The following is a 20,458-nucleotide window of genomic DNA, read 5'->3' on the forward strand; positions in this document are numbered from 1 at the left end:
GTTCAGCGCCGGGCCCGCCGGCGCGAGCGAGCCGACAGCAACGCGAGAGAACCGAGCCCGACCTCCAACCCGAGGAACGCCCAGTAGCTCGCGTCGGTCTTCGGGCGGTCGACGGCGAGCGAGCCGAGGCGGACGGCGGCGGCACCCAGCCAGGTGGCGCCGACGGCGACGTCTGCCGCCGGCTGCTTGCTGGCCAGCGCCCAGCCGCCGAGGGCCGCGTACGTACCGCCGAGCCCGGCGCGGATTTCCGTGCTGCCGCGCGGGTCCGCGGCGGTGATCCGGAGGGTCTCGGCGACGTTGCCCGGAGCGACGACGCTCGCGACGCCCGAGAGGAACAGGCCCAGGCTGCTGATTTGTCCACTGTGCACAGTGCGAGGATACCGGAGCCGGCGGGGCCGGGGTGTCCATTGTGCCCGTTCGTCCGCCGTCGTGGCCCGTTCACATCGGCAGCGGCCGGTCCTCCACGACGTTTTTCATGACCAAGGTCGAGCTGATGCGCTGAACGCCGGGCAACGTCGCGAGCCGTTTGTCGTAGAGCTGCTGGAACGCGGGCAGGTCGCGGGCGACCACGCGCAGCAGGTAGTCCGGGTCGCCGAAGAGCCGTTGCGCCTGAACGACGTTCTCGACGTCGGCGACGGCTTCCTCGAACGCGGCCACGGTGGCGCCGTCGGACTCGCGCATCGTCACGAACACCAGGCAGTCGAAGCCGAGCCCGAGGGCCTGGGCGTTCACGTGCGCGCGGTACCCGGCGATGATGCCGGATTTCTCCAGGGCGCGGACCCGGCGGTGACAGGGGGAGAGGCTGAGCTGCAGCCGTTCGGCCAGCTCGGTGATGGTCTGGCGGCCGTCGCGCTGCAGCTCGGCAAGAATCTTCCGGTCCAGGGCGTCCATGGCTGCAATTCTCCCTCATGAGCGGCGGATCCGGGGAACTTTGGAAACATTTCCCGGCCGGTTCGCCATAGCCTTTCCGCAGGTGGGGGACCTGGAGAAAGGGACATCGATGGCGATCGGCGGCATCTTCGCGTTCTGGGGTGTGTCGTTCCTGCTGGTGCTCACGCCCGGCGCGGACTGGGCGTACCTGATCAACGCGGGCCTGCGGAACCGCTCGATCCCGCTCGCGGTGGGCGGGCTGCTCGTCGGCTATGTGGCCCTCACCGCGGTGGTCGCGGCGGGCGTCGCCGCGCTGGTGGCCGGCTCGCCGGTCGTGCTGACGGTGCTCACCGCCGTGGGCGCGGTCTACCTGATCTGGCTGGGCGCGACGGCGCTGCTTCGCCCGGCCACGCCCGGATCGGCGGCGGACGACGAGACCGGTTCGTGGCTGCGGCAGGTCGCGAAGGGTGCGGGCATCAGCGGCCTGAACCCCAAGGCGCTGCTGCTTTTCCTCGCGCTGCTGCCGCAGTTCACCGATCCGTCGGCGGCGTGGCCGGTGGCCGGGCAGATCCTCGTGCTCGGCCTGGTGCACACCCTCAGTTGCGGACTCGTCTACACGGGAGTCGGGCTGGGCGCCCGCGTGGTGCTGTCGGCGCGGCCGAACTGGGCTCGCGCCGTGTCGCGGTTCTCCGGCGGGGCGATGATCGCGATCGGCACGACGCTGCTGGTCCAGCAGCTCGCGGCGTGACCGTCAAGGACGGTCCTTCTTGACCGGTCGCGTGGGATCGTTCGAGGCCGCGGAGATGACGGTGTCCATTTCGGACGCGGTCAGCGGAGCGTGCGTGAACGCCCGCCCCGCCGGCGCGAAACCGGCGAGCAGCACCTCCACATGTCGTTGCCACGCCTGGACTCCGGTGGCCCGCGTGGTGTCGGCGACGCCCTGCAGCGACCAGCACGCGACGGCGACGTCTTCGGCAGTGAGCTCCTCGCGGGCCAGGCCGTGCCGCTGCGCGCCGGCCAGGAGCAGGCCCTGCAGCTCCCGCGAGCGCCGCAGCAGGGGACCGGCGTCGGGCATGGTCCAGCGGTGCGCCATCAGGCCGCTGTGGGTGGCCAGCAGCTCGCCGATGTCGTGGAAGTACCCCGCCAGACCGGTGCCGTCGGCATCGTCGAGGTGGCGTTCGCCGATGGCGACGACGTCACGCAGGAGCCGACGGCCCAGCTCGTCCAGGAGCGCGTTTTTGGTCGAGAAGCGCCGGTAGATCGTGCCGAGCCCGACCCCCGCCCGCTGGGCGACGACCTCGATGCTGGTCTCCACGCCGTCCTCGTTGAACGTGGCCGCGGCGGCGTCGAGGATGCGCGCGAGGTTGGCTTCGGCGTCCCGCCGCAGCGGGCGCGGGGTGTCAGGCAAGCGAAGGCTCCTCGGCGTCGGTCACACGTACTCGCCCGGCCGGTGGGCGGAGTCGGGGAAGTCGGCTCCCCGCGCCACATCCTCCCAGGCGCGCGTCTCGGCGAGCATGGCTTCCAGCTTCGCGGTGACCTGCTCGAACCCCAGCCCGCCCAGCACCAGCCGGTGCGGCGGACGGCCCGAGGCCACGGCGTCGACGACCGCGCGGGCCGCCCGCTCCGGATCACCCGGCTGGGTGCCGTTCATCTTCACCAGTGCGTCGCGCAGCACGCCGACCGTGCCCTCGTAGTCCTCGCGGATCGGCGTGGCGCTGTGCGAATACCCGACGCTGCCGGTTTTCGTGCGGAACGCGCCCGGCTCGACGACCATGACCCGCAGCCCGAGCGGTTCGACCTCCTGCCGCAGCGATTCCGAGATGCCCTCGACGGCGAACTTGGCGGCGTTGTAGTACCCGACGCCGGGAAACGCGCGAACCCCGCCGACCGACGAGACGTTCACGACGCACCCGCGCCGGCGGGCTCGCATGCCGGGCAGCACCGCGCGGATCACGGTGGTGGTCCCGAAGAAGTTGACCTCGAAGACCTGCCGCAGCTCGCGTTCCCCGGTGTCCTCGACCGAGCCGTGCGAGCCGCCGCCGGCGTTGTTCACGAGCACGTCCACCGAACCGAACCGGGCCTCGGCGGCCGCGACCACCTCGGCGGCCTGCCCGGCGTCGGTGACGTCGAGCGGCAGGACCAGCACGCGCTCGCCGGCCCGGTGCGCGAGCCCGTCCGGCCGGCGGGCGGTCAGCACCACCCGGTCGCCGGCCGCCAGGGCCGCGTCGGCATACGCCTGCCCGAAACCGGAGGTCCCGCCGGTGATCAGCCACGTCCGCACGGCAACCCAACTCCTTCCGTCAGCTCTGGAAACGGAAAGGAATTTCCGGTTCCAGAGCTGACCATACGCTAAGCGGGAAGGTTTTTCCGCTTAGAGCTGTGCGAGCCCGCCGTCGACGGCGAGCTCGGCACCGGTGAGGTACGACGAGGCCGCGCCGGCCAGGAAAAGCGCCGGCCCGGCGGCTTCGAGCGGGTCGGCCGGCCGCTTGACCGGGACGTTCGCCGTGGCCCAGTCCCGCATCGTCCGGGCAACGTCCGGGTTGTCCGCGCCGGTCAGGGGAGTGGCGACGGCGCCGAAGCCGAGCGTGTTGACGCGGATGTGCCGATCCAGGAACGCCCGCTGCCCCGCGAAACCGCGGCCCAGCGCCCGCACGCCGGCCTTCGCCGCGGTGTAGAGCGGGTCGCCGAGGGTGCCGCGGTGAAAGCCGACCGACGACGTCAGGATCACCGAAGCGCCGTCGGCCAGGAGGTCGAAGCACGCGGTGACGGTGAAGAACGCGCTCTTGAGGTTCGCGTCGATCACGGCGTCGAAACCGTCCTCCGTGGTCTCGAACAACTCGGGGGCATTGGCGGCGCCGGCGTTCGCGAACAGCACGTCGACCCGGAGACCGAGTCCGGCGAGCTGGGCGGCCAACGACCGTGCGCCGGCTTCGCGCGCGAGGTCCGCCGCGATCCACGACGCCCGCGGCCCGATGCTCTCGGCCGCGGCCCGCAGCCGGGCCTCGTTGCGGCCGGTGATCACCACGCGGGCACCCTCGTCGGCGAACAGCCGCGCCGTGGCGAGGCCGATGCCGCTCGAACCGCCGGTGACGACGGCGGTCCGGGACTCGAGAGTCGTACCCATGTCAGCGCTGCCCCCGCCCGCTGGTGGCCAGCGCGAGCAGGCCTGCCGGACCCTCGGGCGAAAGCAGCAGGTCCTGCGCGGCGTGCGTGGCGGCGACCGCGTCGGCCATCCGCGGCAGCATTTCCGCTTCGTACGCGGCGATCGCGGAGTCGACGTCGACGTGGTCCGGCGAGGTCAGCGCGGTGACGAGCACCAGCGCGTCGAGCAGGCCCATGTTCACGCCCTGCCCGGTGAACGGGGGCATCACGTGTGCCGCGTCGCCGACGAGGGTGAGGCCGCTTCGCGCAGCCCAGCGCTGCTCGGTGGGCACGGTGTAGAGGGGCCACCAGACGAACTTCGCCTCGACCTCGTCGAGGATCCCGCGCATCTTGGGCGCCCAGTCCGCGAACTCGCGGTCGAGCTCGCGCCGGATGAAGTCCGGGTCGGCGAGCGTGGTGCCGGTGGCGCGGCTGGGATCTTCCGCGCGGCGCTGAGCGAAGTACACGCGGATCGACCGGTCGCCGTTGCGCTGGCACAGGAATGCCTTGTCGTGGCCCAGAACCAGGCCGGAACCCTCGCCCACGACCTCGGCCGCGTACGAACCGGGCCGCGGATGCGTGATCTCGCCGGCGATGAACGTGACCCCGGTGTAGACGGGTGCCTCACGCGCCACGGCCGGGCGGGTCCTGGACCCGATGCCGTCGGCGCCGATCACCAAGTCGGCATCGACCGTCTCCCCCTGGGCGAGGGCCAGCCGCCATCGCTCGCCGCGGCGCTCGACGGACGTGAGGGCGCGGCCCCACTCGACCGTGCCCGCGGGCAGGGAGTCGAGCAGCAGCGAGCGCAGCTGGAGGCGGTCGATCTCCGGGCGGACCTCGTCCTCGTCGGACTCGTCGGTGGCCAGGAGCAGGTTCCCGTCGGTGTCGAAGTAGCTCGTGCGCTGGCCCTGTGGCCGGGCGAGGCGCGTGAACGCGCCGGCCAGCCCGGCCGCCGCGAGCACCCGCAGCCCGCCGTCCTCGCCGAGGTCGAGCGAACCGCCCTGCGTGCGGGCGCTGCGGTCGGCGTCGCGTTCGAGCACCTTGACGCCGACGCCGTTCAGGTGCAGCAGGCGCGCGGCGGCCAAACCGGCCGGACCGGCGCCGGCGATGACGATGTCGAGCTCCTTCAGACCTGCTGGTGTGGGCATGGTCAGGTTCCCTTCAGTCGGTAACTCACTTTAAAAGGTAAGTGACTCACCTGAAGTTGCCCACTGCTCGTGAGGTGAGTCTCACGCATAAGGTGACTCGCTCACCTTTTGCGTACGGTGGCGGGATGGTGAAGCGCATCGAGCCGGCGGACCTGCCGCTGCGGGAACGCAAGAAAGCGCTGACGCGCCAGGCGATCCTCGACGCGGCCGCGCGGCTGTTCGCCGAGCACGGCTACGACAACGTGACCGTCGCCGACATCGCCGACGCGGCGACCGTGTCCGTCAAGACGCTCTTCGTCTACTTCCGCTCGAAGGAAGACCTCGTCTTCGCCGAGTCCGACCTGCTCGACGCGCTGCTGGCGGGCCTCGACGCGCGCGAGCCGGGGGTTTCGGCCGCGCAGGCCGTGGCCGACGTGCTCATCACCGCGATCCACGACGAGGCCGGCGCCGCCCGCGGCCTCGAGGACTACCACCACGCGTACGGCGGCTCGGTGTCGCTGCGCTCCGGCCTGCTGCGCATGTGGTCGGAGTGGGAGGACCGCGTCACCGAGCACCTCGCCGGCGACGCCCCGGCCACGCCCATGAACCGGCTGCACGCGATCCAGCTAGTCGGCCTGGTGCGCACCACCACGTCGCCGGAGCTGCGCGCCGCGATCGACCCCGCGGACCCGCGGGCACTCGAACGCTGGCTGCGCGTGGCGGCGAAAGCCGTGGAAGCTTCGTCACCCGCCGGGTGACCCCGGCCCGTGGTAGAACCGGCTGACCGTTCCCGGAACCCGACTGGCAGGATCGCGCGGATGATCGTCGACGCACACGTGCACCTGGCGCGGCTCCCGACGTTGAAGCTCGCCTGGGACACCTGGCTCAGCCCCGCGTCGGACCGAGCCGAGGTGGAGTCCGTGTACGGCCCCGACGGCGCGATCGTCCCGGAGCGGATCGACGCGCTGTTCGCGGCCGGCGGCGTGGACCGCGCGCTGCTGTTCACCGAGCACAGCCCGCGCGTCACCGGCATGCAGCCGCCCGAGGATCTCCTCCCCGTGCTCGAGTACAACCCGACGCGGTTCCGCCTGGTGGCCAACGTCAACCCGCACCTGCACTACCCGGTCGCGGCCGAGCTGCGCCGGCAGCTGGACCTGGGCGCGGTCGCCCTGAAGATCCACCCGGTCCACGGGAACTTCGCGCCGAACGACCGCGAGCTGTACCCGGCGTACGCCGAATGCGAGCAACGCGGGATCCCGGTGATCACGCACACCGGCCCCAGCTCGTTCCCCGGCGCGAGCGGCCGCCGCGGCGACCCGGTGCTGATGGACGACGTGCTGCGCGACTTCCCGGACCTCACCGTCGTGCTCGCCCACGGCGGCCGCGGCTGGAGCTACGAGGTCGCCGGCTTCATGGCGCTGGCCCGGCCGAACGTCTGGCTCGACATCGCCGGCCTGCCGCCGCGCAAGCTGCCGCAGTACTACGACCGGTTCGACCTCGACCGCATCGCCGCGAGGTGGATCTTCGGCACGGACTGGCCCGCGTCCCCCGCCATGGGAGTCAACCTCAAGGCCGTCGCCGACCTCGGCCTCGCACCGAACGTGCTCGACGCGGTGCTCGGCGGCAACGCCGAACGCGTGTACCGGCTGACCTGACGTTCAGGCGCTCACGAGGCTGTCGCGCAGGTACGCGGCCAGCCGGATCCGCAGGCCGCGCAGATCGGCGAGCGCGATGGTGAAGCTGTAGACGGGGCGGTAGCCGACGACGTCGGACGCCTCGCCGCACGGCCCGCTCAGGTACACGAACCCGTCGTCGGTGTCGGTGTGCGGCTCGGCCCAAAGCTGCTCGGCGCCCCGGCCGGTGCCGCGGTAGGCCCGCCAGAACAGCGGCGTCTTCATGATCTCGCCCAGCGTCGCGGCGAACCCCGCGACGTCTTGCTCCGGCAGGCCGAGCCCGCGCCCGTCCCAGGCCCGGGGCAGCGCACGCACCGCCGTGTGGTCCTCGACCAGCGGTGTGCACGCGAACACCGCGACGTCTCCGCACAACCGGACCGTCCACCGCCGCATGTCCGCGGTCACCGGAATCTGGAACATCCCTCGCCCACCCTCCTCCCCCAGGAGAATCGTCCATCGTAGACCGACGCGGCCCGCGGAGAAAAGCCTTCCATCAGGCGACATTCGCGATGATCCGTGATCCGGAGCACGTCGGCCCGAAGGCCCGGTCGTCATGATTATTTACCGCCCTCGGCCGGCCGGCGCGGGGTGCGATTTGGTTGACATGTCCCCTAAATTTGTGCTTCTCTGGATCTCGGACCACGGACGAGGAGAGCGCGGATGGATGACGTCGAGAGGCGAGTCAAGGGGCACCTGGACGCCTGGATGATCGCCGACGCCCGAGAGCGGGCGGCGGCGCTCGGCCGCGTGTACACCGACGACGTGACGGTCGTCGAGCCGGATCGGGTGCTGCGGGGCCGCGAGGTGCTGAACGAGCGCATCACGGAGCTGCACCGGCTCTTCGGCGGGCTCGAGTTCACGGTCCTGGGCCCGATCGAGCGCAACCAGGACTACGTCCTCTACCGGTGGAGCCAGCCCGTGCCCGGGCGGGCCGAGCCCGTCACGGGCTGGGACGTGCTGACGTTCCAGGGTGAGCGCATAACCCACGTCGTGATGTTCATCCCCGCGTTCGAGGACCTCGAGATCCCCGAGCCGGCCTGAGCCCCACCCTGGAATGGGGGTAGGCGGGTTGAAGGCCGCGCGGTGTTCTGTGACGATGGCAGCGTCGGCGTCCACAAAGGACTCTCGGCACCGTCGAGCACCGAGGAGGCCGGCATGCTCGGCACCGGCAAGAGCGTGGCCCTGCCCGGCGGCCGGGTCGCCTACTCCGAGCGTGGCACCGGTCCGGCGGTGGTGTTCGTGCACGGGCTGCTCGTCAACGCGAACCTGTGGCGCAAGGTCGTTCCGCTCGTCGCCGACGCGGGGTTTCGGTGCTTCGCCCCGGACTGGCCGCTCGGCGCGCACCGGATTCCCCTGGCGGCCGACGCCGACCTGACGCCGCCGGGGGTCGCCCGGCTGATCGGGGAGTTCCTCGACGCGCTCGACCTGACCGACGTCACCGTGGTCGCCAACGACACCGGCGGCGCCCTGACGCAGCTCCTCATGGCCGAGAACCCGGAGCGGATCGGCCGCGTCGTGCTCACGCCGTGTGACGCGTTCGAGGAGTTTTTCCCCGCGCCGTTCGACGCGCTGCCGCGGCTGATGCGCCTGCCAGGCGCGGCCTGGGCCGGCAGCCGGCTGCTGCGGCTGCCCATCGTGCAGCGGCAGCCGTCCGCGTTCGGCGCGCTGGCCAAGCGCGGGATTCCCGCCGAGGTGCTGGACTCCTACCTGCGCCCGGCCTACGACAGTGCTGGGATCCGCCGGGACCTGCGGCGCTTCCTCCTCGGCGTGCACCCCCGGTACACCCTGGCCGCCGCCGAGGCCCTGCCCGCGTTCGGCAAGCCCGTGCTGCTGGTCCGCGCGGCCGACGACCGGATCTTTCCCGCTTCGCTCTTCGACCGCCTCGCGGCCGTCCTGACCGACGCGCGGCTGGTCACGGTCGCCGATTCGGGCGCCTTCGTGCCGGAGGATCAGCCCGCCGAGCTGGCGCGGCTGATCGTGGACTTCGCCGGCCGGGCCCGCGGCTAGTGGCCGCCGCTGTGCGGTGGGACGGTGAAGGCGACCGTCTTGCTGTCGAGGATCTTGTGCGTCGGGTCCGCCAGCCCGATCCACACCTTGTGCGGCCCCGGCGGCAGGCTCTGGAGGATTAGCGGCTCGCCGCTCGCGTCGGCCCAGTGCCACGGCGCGTCGTCCACGGTCACGTGGATGTGGCCGATCCGCGGCGACACGTCGAGCGCGGCGGGCCCGTACACGGGCACGATCCGCAGGTTCTCCGCGCGGTAGCGGATCACCACCAGCCCCATCGCGAGCTGGTCGGGCAGGGGACGGTCCACGACCAGAGCCGGCGGCGGCTGAGAGGCGAGCGGTACGACGGGTGCCGGTGACCGGCCGGTCGCGGCGGAGGCCGGCGGGGGAGGTGCGCTGGGAGCGGCGGCGGTCGGCGTGGTGGAAGTCGAACACGAAGTCACCACGCCCACCGCCAGGGCGGCGAAACTGATCGCGATCGCCCGTGTGGTGTTCGGAAACGGACGTCGGCTGTGGGGATTGGTCACAAGATCAAGTTAGCTTCCGGCCGCTGTTCACCGCGCCCGTCGGATGACGCTGTGGTTGTACGTCATCGCTGTGCCTGGCGCTCGGCGAACGTGGCCGGAACCGTGACGGATCAAGGAAGACCGGCGTGCGGCACGTCCACGCGAGCCGCGGCGAGGCGGCCTTCGCGGGCGTTCTTCCGGGCGTTCTCGTCGAAGTCCGGCGCGGTGCACATGAACAGCGTGCGGCCGTCGGTGCCGCCGAGCATGCAGGCGAACACGCCGGTGCCCGTGGGGATCTCGTCGGTGATCTCGCCGCCCTCGCGCACGCGGATCACGCGGGCGCCGACGGCGTCGGCGATCCAGAGCGCGCCCTCGGCGTCGAGGCAGCAGCCGTCGGCGCCGACGACGATCTGCGCGAGCGCGGCCGGGAGGTCCTCGCCGGTCGGCACGTCGCCGAACTGCGCCCAGATCCGGCGGTTGGTCAGGGACCCGTCGCCGGCGACGTCGAACGCCGTGACGCGGTTGCCGAAGGTCTCGTTGACCAGGAGCACGCCGTCGTCGGTGAGCACGCTTCCGTTGGGGAACCACAGGTCCTGCGCGACGGTGGTGACGGTGCCGTCCGGGTCGGCCCGCAGCAGCGACGCGGATTCGAGCGGGGCGCCGCCCATCAGGTCGAAGCCGAACTCGCCGACGAACGCGCGGCCGCGGGCGTCGACGACCATGTCGTTGGGGTGGCCCTTGACGTGGCCCGACAGGTCGGCGTGGGGCACGAGCGTGCCGTCCGGTTCGCGGCGCAGCAGCAGGCGGTCGCGCATCGACACGACCAGGAGCCGGCCGTCGGGCAGCCAGCCGAGGCCCGACGGCTGCTGCGGGACCTCGGCTTCCGTGCGCAGGTCGGTGCCGTCCTCGGCCGCCGAGCACACGCGGTAGGTGTAGAAGTCGGAGAACCAGATGCGGCCCTCGTGCCAGCGCGGGCACTCCAGGTAGGACAGTCCTTCTAGGACGGTGGTCGTTTCGCGGCTCATGATTCCCCTGGGGACGGTGTGGGTTTCGGGTCAGCCGGCGGCGGCGTCGAGGAAACGCTCGAGCTCGCCCCGGACGTCGGACCCGCACGGCTGGAAGACGATCTCGGTGACGCCGCGCGAGGCGTAGTCGTCGATCTTGCGGCGGACCTCGGCGCGGGTTCCGCTCAGCGTCACCTCGCGCAGCGTGGCGCTGCCGCCGGCCTGCCAGGCGGCGCCGTCGGCTTCGTTGAGGTCGACGCAGTGTCCTGAGTGGATGGTGAGGTGCCGGTGTTCCTCGGGTGTTTTCTCCACCACCTCGAGCCATTCGGCCCCGCCGGGCAGGGTGCGCACCGCGTCGGGACCGCCGAACTCGTAGGCGCCGTGGAAGGACAGCGCCCAGCCCGGGCCGGCGGCCGAGCGCGCGTGGGCGGAATCGGTGGGCTCACCCTCGTCGAGCACGGTGCCCCATTCGAGGAAGGCGACCCAGGGGTGGTCCTTCATGAACTCGGGCGTCTGCAGCGTGGCGAACAGGCCGTCGCCGAGCTCGGTGGCGACCTTGTTGCCCTTGGGACCGAGCGCGCCGACGAGGATCGGCACGTCGACGGGCCGCGCCGGGGCGTGGCCGTCGGGGTGCAGCATCCGCATCTGCGCGCCTTCCCACTCCACGATTTCGCCGCGCAGCAGGCCGCGGTACGCGCGCAGGTAGGATTCCATGAACGCCCAGCGCACGGCGCCGTAGCCCATCGCGCGGCGGCCGGAGAACCCGGTGCCGAACGCGACCGCCACGCGGCCGGGGGCGAGCGCGGCGAGGGTCGCCGTGGCGGCGGCGTTGACCATGGGGTGGCGCAGGCTGGGCACGAGCACACCCGGGCCGAGGCCGATGCGCTCGGTGCGGTCGGCGGCGAGGGCGAGGGTCATCCACACGTCGGGGCTTTGCTGGGGTGTGTCGTACACCAAGGCCCGGTGGTAGCCGAGTCGCTCGGCCAGTGCGATGTGGTCCGGAGAGTCCAGGGCGGTGGGGAACGCGCAGGACACGTCCACGGTGTCCTCCTCCCGATCGACGGCGGATCGCGGCAGAACGTCTACCTGGGACAATGACTAAGCGCATAGTCATAATCGCTGGTGGTGTGGGACGATACACACACCCTTGGGGCGGAGCAAGGGCAGCCCTCCAGCGCCTCCGACCCGGAAAGGACCCCCGATGAGCGCCCAGCGATCCGCGCTCCCCGACCTGGCGGACGACTCGCCCGGCCTCTGGGACGCCGGCTTCGGCAAAGCCGCGCGCGGCCTGCTCACCGGCGGCGTGCGCTGCTTCGCCGCCCAGGGCTTCCACGCCACCACGACCCGGGACATCACCGCCGCGGCCGGCCTCTCGCCCGCCGCGCTGTACGTGCACTTCAGCTCCAAGGAGGAAGTGCTTTTCGAGATCACCCGCGCCGGGCACAAAAGTTCACTCGATGCGCTCAACCGCGTCCCGCCCCACGCGGACCCCGCCGAGCACCTGCGCGCCCTCGTCGCCGCCTTCGTCTCGTGGCACGCCCGCCACCACGTCGCCGCCCGCGTCAGCCAGTACGAACTGGGCGCCCTGACCCCCACGCACTACGACGCCATCGTCGGCCTGCGCCACCAGTCCACCGCGATCTTCCACGACGCCCTCACCCACGGCCCCGCCCCCGGCCCCTTCCCTCCCGCCGACGCCCACCGCCTCGTCCGCGCCATCCTCTCGCTGGGCGTCGACCTGGTCCGCTGGTACCGCCTCGACGGGGCGGACTCGCCCGAGGAGCTGGGGGAGTACTACGCGGGCCTGGCCCTCGGGATGGTCTCGGCGGCCGCCACACGCCGCGGCCGCTGATCCGGAGTGGTCCGGCCCGCGCCGCCCGCGTGCGGGCTGCAATTTTCTGGCAGTGGAAGCCTTACCTCCCCGCGCCGGGCGGGGCTGATGCCAGCGGCCGTGCGCACTGTCGACCCGGCCGGAATGCGTTGGGCGCAACCGTGGACTGGTCCGCCATAGAGGGCCGAGTGAACGGCATCGTGCTCGCGCGGATATCCCGGTTAGGTAGCGATTTCCTGGAGTGGCAGGAGGACTATCGCGCCGAGCGGTATTGCACGCAGGCGGGCGACCGTGGCTCGGGTGATGGCACGGGACTGAGGGCCGAGCTTGTGCGGCGGGGCGGTGGGTTTCCGGGAATGAGTGGGGACTGCAGTGCCGGCCGGGGCCAGCACCCGGCGGGGTGCGGGGTGGGGCGACCGGCTCGAGGGGCCGAGCATGTACGGGGAGGCGGTTTCCAGGACCGGGTCGGAGACTGCAGTGCAAGCCGGGGTCGGCGCCTGTCGGGGTGCGGGTGCCCGGCGAGTCGTGGGGCGACCGGCCCGAGGGCCGATTCACCTGAGCCGCCGGGGATTCCGGCGCCGACCAAGGCCCGGGCCGGCCACCGCCTCCGGCTGGCCAAGGTGGCGCGGGCCGGGCAGCAGCGGCTTCAGAGCGTGACGAACCGCCCCCCGATTTGGTGAAACGATCACGCGCCGTGGATGATCACGGGGTGATCACGTTCCGAGGCCCTGGGGGGCACGCGACGCCGGCCGGAGTGGTGAAGCAGCTGTTCGAGGAGGCGGCCGCGCGCCGGGGGGCGGTGGTGGTGCTCGTGGCGGCGGCGGTCGTGTTCGTGGCGGGGGTGCTCGCGATCGTGTGCACGCTGTGGCCGGTGGATCTGGAGGTCTACCGCCTCGGCGCGCAGGCGCTGGCGCACGGGCGCGACCTCTACGGCCCGCTGCCGCCGACGCGGTCGGGCATGATGTTGCCGTTCATCTACCCGCCGTTCGCCGCGATCCTGTTCCTCGTGCCGGCCGCGGTGCCGACGCCGGTGGCGGCCGGCCTGATGCTGGCGATTTCGCTGACCGCCCTCGGCGCGACGGTGTACGTCGTCGTGCGGCCGCGCGCCGGGAGGCGGACGGCGGTGCTGGCCGCGGTCGTGGTCGGGGCGGCGTCGCTGGCGTTCGAGCCGGTGCGGGAGACGCTGTGGTTCGGGCAGGTCAACCTCGTGCTCATGGCGCTGGTCGTGATCGACTGCCTGGGACCGAAAACCCGTCTGCCGCGCGGGTTGCTGGTGGGCCTGGCCGCGGCCGTGAAGATCACGCCGGCCGGGTTTCTGCTGTTTTTCTTGCTGAAGAAGGACTTCCGCGCGCTCGGCACCGCGCTCGTCACGTTCGTCGCCGCGGGTGCGGTGGGTTTTGTGGTGGCCCCCCAGGCTTCCGCGGCCTACTGGTTCGGCGGCGGGCTGACCGGCGCGTCGGGCATGAGCGGCTCGATCTTCGCCACCAACCAGACCATCCAGGGTGCCGTCCACCGCTTCGGCCTCCCCGCGACGCCCACGCTCGTCCTGGTCGCCGCGGGGACCCTGGCCGCGCTGCTCCTCGCCGCGGCGGCCATGCGCCGGGCGGACGAACCGGTCGCCTTCCTCCTCAACGCCGCCGCGGTCCTCGTGTGCTCACCCATCTCGTGGTCGCACCACTGGGTCTGGATCGTCCCCGCGACGATCGTCCTGGCCGCCCGCGCCACGACCGGCCGCGCGGTGGCCGGCCTGGCGGCGGTGGTCGCGATCTTCATCGTCGCGCCGCATTCGCTGTTGCCGAACGACGACTTCCGCGAGCTGTCCTGGGGACCGCTGGAGCACGTGATCGGCAACAGTTACCTGTTGCTGGCACTGGGTTTCCTCGTGTGGCAGTTCGCCACGCGCCACCGCCGCGCGCTCACCCCGCCACTGGTTCAGTGAGCCCGGCGAGGCCGATGTAGGCCTCCGAAGCCTCGTAGACCTTCCGGCCGTCCAGGTCCGCGGACAGCTTCGGCGCGACGAAGTCCCGGGCCCACTGCGCGGTCTGGAACCGCAGCGGCGGGTTCTCCCGCCCGAGCAGGTCGAGGATCTGCGGGCCGACCTCCTCGACCGCCTGCACGCCGCCGGTGTTGCCGATGACGCGGGACAGGAAGTCCCACGGCTCGGGGTACGGGTTGTTCTCCACTACGTCGGTGGGCAGCAGCTTTTCGAAGCGCCGCGGGGCCATCACGTCGGTGGCCACCGGCCCGGGCTCCACGATGGTGGTCCGCACGCCGTAGCGCGCGACGACGGGCGCGAGCGACTCGACAGCTCCCTCGAGCGCGAACTTAGAAGCCGCGTACGCGTCGTTGTACGGCGCGCCGACCAGCCCGTTGGCGCTGGTCGTGACGATCAGCCGGCCCTTGCTCGCGCGCAGGTGCGGCAGGGCGGCCTTGATGACGGCGAGGTTGCCGAAGAAGTTCGTCTCGAGGACGAAGCGGAAGCCGTCCATCGTGATCTGTTCCGCCGTGCCGAGGGCGAAGATGCCGCCGGCCTGGGAGACCACGGCGTCGAGGTGGCCGTGGGTTCGGGCGACGTCGTCGATCAGCGCGTAGACGGCCGGGTGATCGGTGATCTCGAGGAACCGGATGTCGAGCTCGACGCCGCGCGCCTTGGCGTCCTCCGCGAGTTCGGTCATGCGCTGCTCGTCGCGCCCGGTGGCCACGACGGTGTACCCGGCCGCCGCCGCGTCGAGCGCGATCGTGCGGCCCATCCCGGACGTGGTGCCGGTGACGAGGAGAACCTTGCTGCTCATGGAAGCCTCCTGATATTTACGCACACCATGTGCGTTAATTACAAAGCTAGCCTCGCCGCACTCGTCCTGTCAACGCACATGGCGTGCGTTATGCTGGACCGGTGACTTCCTTCCAGCGCGCGCGTTCGCCCGAGAGCAAGCGTCAGCGGGCGGAAGCCCTGGTGGACGCGGCCCGCACGCTCGCGCGGGAGCGGGGCGTCGCGTCGGTCACGCTGACGGCGATCGCCGACCAGGTCGGCGTGCACCATTCCGCGATGCGCCGCTACTTCCCCTCGCACAAGCACGTGCTGCTGCGGCTCGCGGCGGACGGCTGGGCGAGCTGGGCGGACGCGGTCGCCGAAGAGCTTCGCGGCCGCACGGTCTCACCGGGGGAGCTGGCGGAGGTGCTCGTCGCATGCCTGGCCGCCGATCCGTTGCTGTGCGACCTGTTCGCCAACGTCCCGCTGCACCTGGAGCACGACGTCGACGTCGACCACGTCGTGGAGTTCAAGCGGACCAGCCGCGCGGCGATCGACGTCCTGACGGCGGCCATCGCGGCCGCGGCGCCTTCCCTCGCCGCGGCGGCGATCGACGTCGTCACCGCGGCCAACGCCCTCGCCGCCACGCTGTGGCAGGTCACCCATCCCGGGTCCGAGCTCGCCGCCGCGTACCGGGCCGACGCGTCGCTGTCGATCGTCGGCCCCGGTGACTTCGTCCCGACGCTGACCCGGCTGCTGGCCGCGACGTGCACCGGGCTCGCCGGCGCGCCGGGCGCCGGGCTTCAGGATGTGCGGGACTTACCACCAGCCACTGACGCCTGAGAGCCGTGCATCACCAGTTGTGCGTATTCGGACAGCTTTTCGGGAGTTCCCGCACGCGTGATGAGGCCGAGGTAACCGTCGGGCCGGATGACGGCGAAGCCGCTCTCGCCGGTGCCGTAGCGATCGGTGAACGAGCCGTCCGGGTCGTGGAGCGCACCGAGGCCTCCGGAGCCGATGGGCACGACCGCGCCGAGCCCGGCCAGGGCCGCGCGGTACTCGTCGAGCACCGCGTTGTCCTGGACGCTCGTGAGGAGCAGGTGGCCGGGCCGGCGCAGCAGCTCGTCGAGTGAGGTCGGCGCGCCATCGGCGGTGCGCAGGCCGGGCAGGTCGGGCGCGTGGTCGCCGGGGTGCGGGTGCCGTCGTGAGGTCGCGCGGCCGGTGACGATGGGGCTGCCGCGGTAGTGGATGTCGACCTCGGCGATGCCGGTGATCAGCTCCTCGCGCACGGGCGGCAGGTGCCCGACCAGGAACAGCGCGAGGTTGCGCAGGCCGCGTTCGGGGCCGTTGACCGTCATCACGTCGGTCATGCGCGTGGTCTGCTTGACCACGGACGCGCCGACCCGGTGACGTTCGGCGTGGTAGGAATCGAGCAGCGCGGGATCGGCGCGGCCGGTGGTGACCAGCGCGAGCTTCCACGCGAGGTTGACCGCGTCGTGGATGCCGGTGTTCATGCCCTGGCCGCCGGCGGGGCTGTGGATGTGCGCGGCGTCGCCGGCCAGCAGCACGCGGCCGTGGCGGTAGCGGGGCACCTGGCCGTGGTGGATCTCGAAGTAGGTGAGCCAGTGGGCGTCGGTCACCCGCCACGCGCCGCCCGCGCGCTGGTCGACGAGCTGTTGTGTCTCGGCGATCGTCGGGACCGCGCCGGGCGCCGGGCGTTCGACTTCGAACAACAGGCGCGTGCGGCCCTCGGGCATCGGGAACACGCCGCCGATGCCGTCGGGGTGCGCGAACATCCGCACGGTGTCGGGTGAGCGTTCGGACTCGGCGGCGACATCGGCGAACAAGAAATGTTGACCTTCGAACACGCCCTCGATCCGCGTGCCGACGGCCGTGCGCGTGGTGCTGTGCCCGCCGTCGGCGCCGACGACCCAGGCGTAGCGGGACCGGTCACGCCCGGCCGCCGAGGTGAAGGTGGCCGTGACGCCCGTCGAGTCCTGTTCGAGGCTCTCCAGCGTCACACCGCGTTCGACCCGCACGCCCAGGTTGGCCGCGTGTTCGGCGAGCAGCGCCTCGGTCCGCGGCTGGGCGAGGTCGAGGATGCGGCGGTAGCGGGTGGCGAGGTGCTCGGTGCCCAGCCGCACCGTGGGCTGCTTGGGGTCACGCCCGGCGTAGAGCTCCAGCGCGGTCATGGCGGACGCCTCGCGCTCCAGCGGCGCGAGCACGCCCATGGCGGCCAGGTGCTCCTGCGTGCGCGGGTGCACGACCACTGCGCGGGACTGCGTGGTGGGCTCGGCCAGCTGCTCGACCACCCGCACGCGCGCGCCCTGGCGCACCAGCTCCGCGGCGGCGGTCAGGCCCACCGGGCCGGCCCCCACGACCAGCACGGTGTCCTGCCCGGACGCGGTCACGGAGCGAGCGTCAGGTCGCGGTCGTCTGTTCTGATGAGTGTCATTTTCCCCGTTCCTCTCGGCGTTGCGAAAGGGCTACCCCAGTTCTGTCGTGGTGGCTTTCAAGAGCGTTACAGGGTTGTCTCGATCGGATTTTTTCCCTGAGTCCACAATGGACTCGTGGCGGGTGGTGCGCCGGTTTTTGTCGGACCCCTCGCGTAGCGTGCGGTGTCATGGTGCTGACAGTGGAAATGCGCGAACAGTTCCTGGCCGAGCCGCACGTCGGCGCGTTGTCGGTGGTCGAACGCCCCGACCGCGCGCCCCTCGTCGTGCCCATCTGGTACCAGTACACGCCGGGTGGCGAGGTGTGGATCCGCACGCCGCCGGACACGCGCAAAGCCCGCGCGATCGCGGCGACGGGACGGTTCACCTTGATGGCGCAACGAATCTCGCCCACTGTCCGCTACGTCTCGGTGGAAGGACCGGTCACCGGTACCGGACCCAGTTCCGACGGGCAAACGCGGGAAATGGTGTCGCGGTACCTGCCGCCGGAGAAAGTCGCGCCCTTCCTGGACTTCGAGCGAACCCGCATCGGCGAGCACATCGTGATTTCGATGCGGCCGCAACACTGGTACTCGTCCGATCTGGGGCCGGCCTGATTTCGCGGTAACCACTCGTTCGAGCCGCTTTCCCACTATGGTGAACGGGCTCACGCGACGACAGGGGCGGCGGATGACGACGTCGGACAAGGACGAACCTGCGGATCCCAGCGTTCCCAGTGCCCCCGGCGAGGACTCGTCGCGATTCGGTGCGCCTGACGCACCGACGCCACCGTCGGGATCCCTTTCCGTCGGCGGCCTTCAGTTCGGCGTCGAACCCCTCACCCCGGTCCGAGCCGACGGCCCACCGTGGCCAGGCGGTCAACAGGGTGTCCAGCCACCGGGTCCACCCTTCCTCGACGACGACCCTCCTTACGGCGGGCTGTCCGGTACGGCGGGCACGCCGTCGTGGCCGGGCGACATCGATTACGGCACTCAGCCCGGCGAGTCGCCCGACCCCTATTCGTCACGTTGGGCGGAAGGTGGCGCTTACGGCGCGCAGCCGCCAGGGCCGGCGTTTTCGTCGGTCGACGGCGATCTGCGTGACGAATCGAGCTTTCGCGGGCAGAACCAGGAACATTACGGTGGGCAGCCGCCGGGGCCGGCGTTTTCGTCGGTTGGCGAACGGCCGCCCGAGGAGCCGCGTCCTCGAGCGGAGGATCAGTATTACGGCGGAATGCAGGGCGGCCAGCCACCCGGGCCGGCGTTCTTCGAGAACTCCCCGGCTGAAAGCGGACCGTCGTCGGAATCGGCGTTTTCGCCGGGCGGCGCGGCGGATCCGCTTGAGGAGCCGTGGCCACAACCGTGGAATCAGAGCCAGCAGGGTGGTTCTCCGCCCGGGCCCGCCTTCGTCGAGAGCGGCCCGACGTACGGCGGACCGCCGCCGGAACCGCCGTTTGCGCGGCAGCCGCTGCGAGACGACGGGCTGTTGGAGCCGGAGAGTTCGCCGCCGCCGGGGCCGACGTTCGCGCTGCCGCCGACGTGGGCGCCGCCGCAATCGCCGCAGCCGTGGGGTAGCGGGGCGCCGCCGGGGCCGCCGCTTGAGCCGGACGTGTACGACGTGGCCGACGGAAGTGGTGGGCGGTCGAGCGTGCCCGGGCCTTTCGGCGACGTGCGCGAGCCCGGGTGGCGGCGGTTGCTGCGGCGGCTGCGGGGGCGCGGGTAAGGCATGACCGGGATTCTTCAAGGCGCCCTCGGGGGCGCCCGCGCCTTGCTGGTCGGGTGGATCCTGCCGAGCCTGATCAACGTTGTGGTGTTCGGGTTCGTCGTGGCGCCGGGGCCGAGGCGGGTCGGGGCGTTGAGCGTGGACGCGGGGTGGGCGGCCGTCGCGGGGTTGCTGGCCACGGCCGTGCTCGGACTGGTGCTGGCGGCGCTGCAGACGCCGCTCTACCGCGTCCTCGAGGGGTACTTCGCGTGGCCGGGCTGGGTGTTCCGCCGGCGGCGCCGCCGGCAGGTCGCGCGGATGCACCTGTTGCGCAACCGGGTCGACGCGGTGACGTTGTCCCGCCGGGAAGGCCGGCTGCCGGAGGAGGACCGGGCGACGCTGGCGGCGTTCCGGGCACACCCGGTCCTCGGGCCCTGCCTCGAGCGGGACCTGCGCAAGGGCCCGGTCTGGCACGCCCTGCTCGCCGAGCGCCTGCACCGCTACCCGCTCGACGACCAGCAGGTCGCCGCCACGCGGCTGGGCAACGCGATCCGGCGGTTCGAGGAGTACGGCCACCACCGGTACCGGCTCGATTCGCAGGTGCTCTGGCACGAGCTCAACGCCGTGGTGCCCGAACCCGTCCGCAAGCAGGTGGAGGACGGGCGGACCAACGTCGACTTCTTCGTCAGCCTGCTCTGCGGCCACGTGCTCGTCGCGGTGGCCGCGGCTGTCGACCTCATCGCGGGCCGGGCGGAGCTGCCCTGGGTGACGGGCGGGGCGCTGGTGGGCCTGCCGGTGCTGGCGGTCGTCTGGTACCGGGTGGCCGTGGTGGCCACGGACGAGTGGGCCGGCGCCGTCCGCGCGATGGTCGACCTCGGCCGCGCGCCGCTCGCCACCGCGATGGGGTTCACGCTGCCCGCGCGGCTGGCGGACGAGCGCGAGATGTGGCGGGCGGCCGTCGAGTTCGTCGGCACCGGGCCGACCGACGCGCTCGACCCGTATCGGGTTAAGCCGGAGTAGCGGCGCGCCGGTCCCGCAGCACGGCGAAGAGGATCGCGGCCAGGCCGAGGATCGCGACCACGGCGTTGGCGGTGGTGAGCACGACGGCCTGCCACATCACCGGCGGGTGCGTGTCGAACAGGTGGAAGAAGAAGTGCGGCACGGCGAAGAGCGAGAACGCCGCCGCGGCAGGCACGACGTAGTGCGTCTTCGGCTTGACCAGCGCGATGCCGAGCATCAGCGCGATGGCCAGCGTCGCGCCGCCGAAGTCGCGGGCGAAGTGCTCGCTGAACGGCGGGTTCAGGTCCACCGTGGGAAACGTCGTGTAGAAGCTTTCGGGGAAGAGCTGGTTCCAGCCGCCGATGACCAGTTCGTCGAGGAACGGGATCACCAGGGCGGCCCGGATGGCGAGGGTGTTCAT

24 protein-coding genes are annotated in these 20,458 nt (G+C 71.9%); 11 read left to right on the top strand and 13 right to left on the bottom strand.

Features of this window, described 5'->3' with window-relative positions; genetic code table 11:
• Nucleotides 1-2 precede the first annotated feature (2 nt).
• Nucleotides 3-368, bottom strand: a complete 366-nt coding sequence (locus tag AB0878_RS35690; protein WP_366584883.1) for a hypothetical protein — start codon at nucleotides 366-368, stop codon at nucleotides 3-5.
• A gap of 70 nt (nucleotides 369-438) precedes the next feature.
• On the bottom strand, nucleotides 439-891 hold the full coding sequence (locus AB0878_RS35695; RefSeq protein WP_366584885.1) for an Lrp/AsnC family transcriptional regulator: 453 nt from the start codon (nucleotides 889-891) through the stop codon (nucleotides 439-441).
• A gap of 82 nt (nucleotides 892-973) precedes the next feature.
• Between AB0878_RS35695 and AB0878_RS35700 the strand changes: the two genes are divergently transcribed.
• On the top strand, nucleotides 974-1,618 hold the full coding sequence (locus AB0878_RS35700; RefSeq protein WP_366584887.1) for a LysE family translocator: 645 nt from the start codon (nucleotides 974-976) through the stop codon (nucleotides 1,616-1,618).
• A 3-nt stretch (nucleotides 1,619-1,621) separates the two neighbouring features.
• Here AB0878_RS35700 and AB0878_RS35705 read toward each other — a convergent pair whose 3' ends face one another.
• The 4 genes from AB0878_RS35705 to AB0878_RS35720 form a co-directional block, all read right to left on the bottom strand.
• On the bottom strand, nucleotides 1,622-2,278 hold the full coding sequence (locus AB0878_RS35705; protein WP_366584889.1) for a helix-turn-helix domain-containing protein: 657 nt from the start codon (nucleotides 2,276-2,278) through the stop codon (nucleotides 1,622-1,624).
• Nucleotides 2,279-2,299: 21 nt separating this feature from the next.
• Nucleotides 2,300-3,151, bottom strand: a complete 852-nt coding sequence (locus AB0878_RS35710) for an oxidoreductase (RefSeq protein WP_366584891.1) — start codon at nucleotides 3,149-3,151, stop codon at nucleotides 2,300-2,302.
• 90 nt (nucleotides 3,152-3,241) lie between these two features.
• Nucleotides 3,242-3,994, bottom strand: coding sequence for an SDR family oxidoreductase (locus tag AB0878_RS35715; protein ID WP_366584893.1), 753 nt, complete (start codon nucleotides 3,992-3,994; stop codon nucleotides 3,242-3,244).
• Nucleotide 3,995: 1 nt separating this feature from the next.
• The gene (locus AB0878_RS35720; RefSeq protein ID WP_366584895.1) at nucleotides 3,996-5,159 is read right to left on the bottom strand and encodes an NAD(P)/FAD-dependent oxidoreductase; all 1,164 of its coding nucleotides are present in this window, start codon (nucleotides 5,157-5,159) and stop codon (nucleotides 3,996-3,998) included.
• Nucleotides 5,160-5,284: 125 nt separating this feature from the next.
• Between AB0878_RS35720 and AB0878_RS35725 the strand changes: the two genes are divergently transcribed.
• Nucleotides 5,285-5,896 carry a helix-turn-helix domain-containing protein gene (locus AB0878_RS35725; protein WP_366584897.1) on the top strand — a complete coding sequence of 204 codons (612 nt, stop codon included), beginning with the start codon at nucleotides 5,285-5,287 and terminating at the stop codon, nucleotides 5,894-5,896.
• A gap of 60 nt (nucleotides 5,897-5,956) precedes the next feature.
• Complete coding sequence (locus AB0878_RS35730) at nucleotides 5,957-6,793, top strand: amidohydrolase family protein (RefSeq protein ID WP_366584899.1); 837 nt, start codon at nucleotides 5,957-5,959, stop codon at nucleotides 6,791-6,793.
• A gap of 3 nt (nucleotides 6,794-6,796) precedes the next feature.
• Here the strand turns inward: AB0878_RS35730 and AB0878_RS35735 are convergent, their stop codons facing one another.
• Nucleotides 6,797-7,231: a hypothetical protein gene (locus AB0878_RS35735; protein WP_366584901.1), complete on the bottom strand. Its 435-nt coding sequence runs from the start codon at nucleotides 7,229-7,231 to the stop codon at nucleotides 6,797-6,799.
• Between the two features lie 240 nt (nucleotides 7,232-7,471).
• On the opposite strand from AB0878_RS35735, the gene AB0878_RS35740 reads away from it, so the two are divergent.
• The gene (locus AB0878_RS35740; protein ID WP_366584903.1) at nucleotides 7,472-7,852 is read left to right on the top strand and encodes a nuclear transport factor 2 family protein; all 381 of its coding nucleotides are present in this window, start codon (nucleotides 7,472-7,474) and stop codon (nucleotides 7,850-7,852) included.
• 114 nt (nucleotides 7,853-7,966) lie between these two features.
• Nucleotides 7,967-8,818: an alpha/beta hydrolase gene (locus AB0878_RS35745; protein WP_366585098.1), complete on the top strand. Its 852-nt coding sequence runs from the start codon at nucleotides 7,967-7,969 to the stop codon at nucleotides 8,816-8,818.
• On the opposite strand, the gene AB0878_RS35750 is transcribed toward AB0878_RS35745, so the two are convergent.
• The 3 genes from AB0878_RS35750 to AB0878_RS35760 all read right to left on the bottom strand — a co-directional run bounded on the left by AB0878_RS35750 (nucleotide 8,815) and on the right by AB0878_RS35760 (nucleotide 11,366).
• On the bottom strand, nucleotides 8,815-9,342 hold the full coding sequence (locus AB0878_RS35750; RefSeq protein ID WP_366584905.1) for a DUF6130 family protein: 528 nt from the start codon (nucleotides 9,340-9,342) through the stop codon (nucleotides 8,815-8,817). The two genes, AB0878_RS35745 and AB0878_RS35750, sit on opposite strands and share 4 nt — an antisense overlap.
• A gap of 110 nt (nucleotides 9,343-9,452) precedes the next feature.
• Entirely contained in the window at nucleotides 9,453-10,346 is an 894-nt protein-coding gene (locus AB0878_RS35755) for an SMP-30/gluconolactonase/LRE family protein (RefSeq protein ID WP_366584907.1), read from the bottom strand.
• A gap of 30 nt (nucleotides 10,347-10,376) precedes the next feature.
• Complete coding sequence (locus tag AB0878_RS35760) at nucleotides 10,377-11,366, bottom strand: LLM class flavin-dependent oxidoreductase (RefSeq protein ID WP_366584909.1); 990 nt, start codon at nucleotides 11,364-11,366, stop codon at nucleotides 10,377-10,379.
• Between the two features lie 160 nt (nucleotides 11,367-11,526).
• Between AB0878_RS35760 and AB0878_RS35765 the strand changes: the two genes are divergently transcribed.
• Both AB0878_RS35765 and AB0878_RS35770 read left to right on the top strand, forming a co-directional pair.
• Nucleotides 11,527-12,177: a TetR/AcrR family transcriptional regulator gene (locus tag AB0878_RS35765; protein ID WP_366584911.1), complete on the top strand. Its 651-nt coding sequence runs from the start codon at nucleotides 11,527-11,529 to the stop codon at nucleotides 12,175-12,177.
• Between the two features lie 688 nt (nucleotides 12,178-12,865).
• Nucleotides 12,866-14,095: a glycosyltransferase 87 family protein gene (locus tag AB0878_RS35770; protein WP_366584913.1), complete on the top strand. Its 1,230-nt coding sequence runs from the start codon at nucleotides 12,866-12,868 to the stop codon at nucleotides 14,093-14,095.
• Here the strand turns inward: AB0878_RS35770 and AB0878_RS35775 are convergent.
• A complete protein-coding gene (locus tag AB0878_RS35775) occupies nucleotides 14,073-14,948 on the bottom strand; it encodes an SDR family NAD(P)-dependent oxidoreductase (protein WP_366584915.1) in 876 nt (291 codons plus the stop codon). The genes AB0878_RS35770 and AB0878_RS35775 overlap by 23 nt on opposite strands.
• A 101-nt stretch (nucleotides 14,949-15,049) precedes the next feature.
• On the opposite strand from AB0878_RS35775, the gene AB0878_RS35780 reads away from it, so the two are divergent.
• Nucleotides 15,050-15,748 (top strand): TetR family transcriptional regulator, encoded by a 699-nt coding sequence (locus AB0878_RS35780; protein WP_366584917.1) that lies wholly within the window; start codon nucleotides 15,050-15,052, stop codon nucleotides 15,746-15,748.
• Here AB0878_RS35780 and AB0878_RS35785 read toward each other — a convergent pair.
• Nucleotides 15,709-17,316, bottom strand: a complete 1,608-nt coding sequence (locus tag AB0878_RS35785) for an FAD-dependent monooxygenase (protein WP_366584919.1) — start codon at nucleotides 17,314-17,316, stop codon at nucleotides 15,709-15,711. The genes AB0878_RS35780 and AB0878_RS35785 overlap by 40 nt on opposite strands.
• A 212-nt stretch (nucleotides 17,317-17,528) precedes the next feature.
• Here AB0878_RS35785 and AB0878_RS35790 point away from each other — a divergent pair, with 212 nt between their 5' ends.
• The 3 genes from AB0878_RS35790 to AB0878_RS35800 all read left to right on the top strand — a co-directional run bounded on the left by AB0878_RS35790 (nucleotide 17,529) and on the right by AB0878_RS35800 (nucleotide 20,058).
• Nucleotides 17,529-17,954 (top strand): pyridoxamine 5'-phosphate oxidase family protein, encoded by a 426-nt coding sequence (locus tag AB0878_RS35790; RefSeq protein WP_366584921.1) that lies wholly within the window; start codon nucleotides 17,529-17,531, stop codon nucleotides 17,952-17,954.
• A 73-nt stretch (nucleotides 17,955-18,027) separates the two neighbouring features.
• Entirely contained in the window at nucleotides 18,028-19,059 is a 1,032-nt protein-coding gene (locus AB0878_RS35795) for a hypothetical protein (RefSeq protein ID WP_366584923.1), read from the top strand.
• A gap of 3 nt (nucleotides 19,060-19,062) precedes the next feature.
• Nucleotides 19,063-20,058 (top strand): hypothetical protein, encoded by a 996-nt coding sequence (locus tag AB0878_RS35800; protein WP_366584925.1) that lies wholly within the window; start codon nucleotides 19,063-19,065, stop codon nucleotides 20,056-20,058.
• On the opposite strand, the gene AB0878_RS35805 is transcribed toward AB0878_RS35800, so the two are convergent.
• Nucleotides 20,045-20,458: a hypothetical protein gene (locus AB0878_RS35805; RefSeq protein WP_366584927.1), complete on the bottom strand. Its 414-nt coding sequence runs from the start codon at nucleotides 20,456-20,458 to the stop codon at nucleotides 20,045-20,047. The two genes, AB0878_RS35800 and AB0878_RS35805, sit on opposite strands and share 14 nt — an antisense overlap.

Origin of the sequence: Amycolatopsis sp. NPDC047767, from assembly GCF_040704195.1 — a bacterium.
Lineage (GTDB): Bacteria > Actinomycetota > Actinomycetes > Mycobacteriales > Pseudonocardiaceae > Amycolatopsis.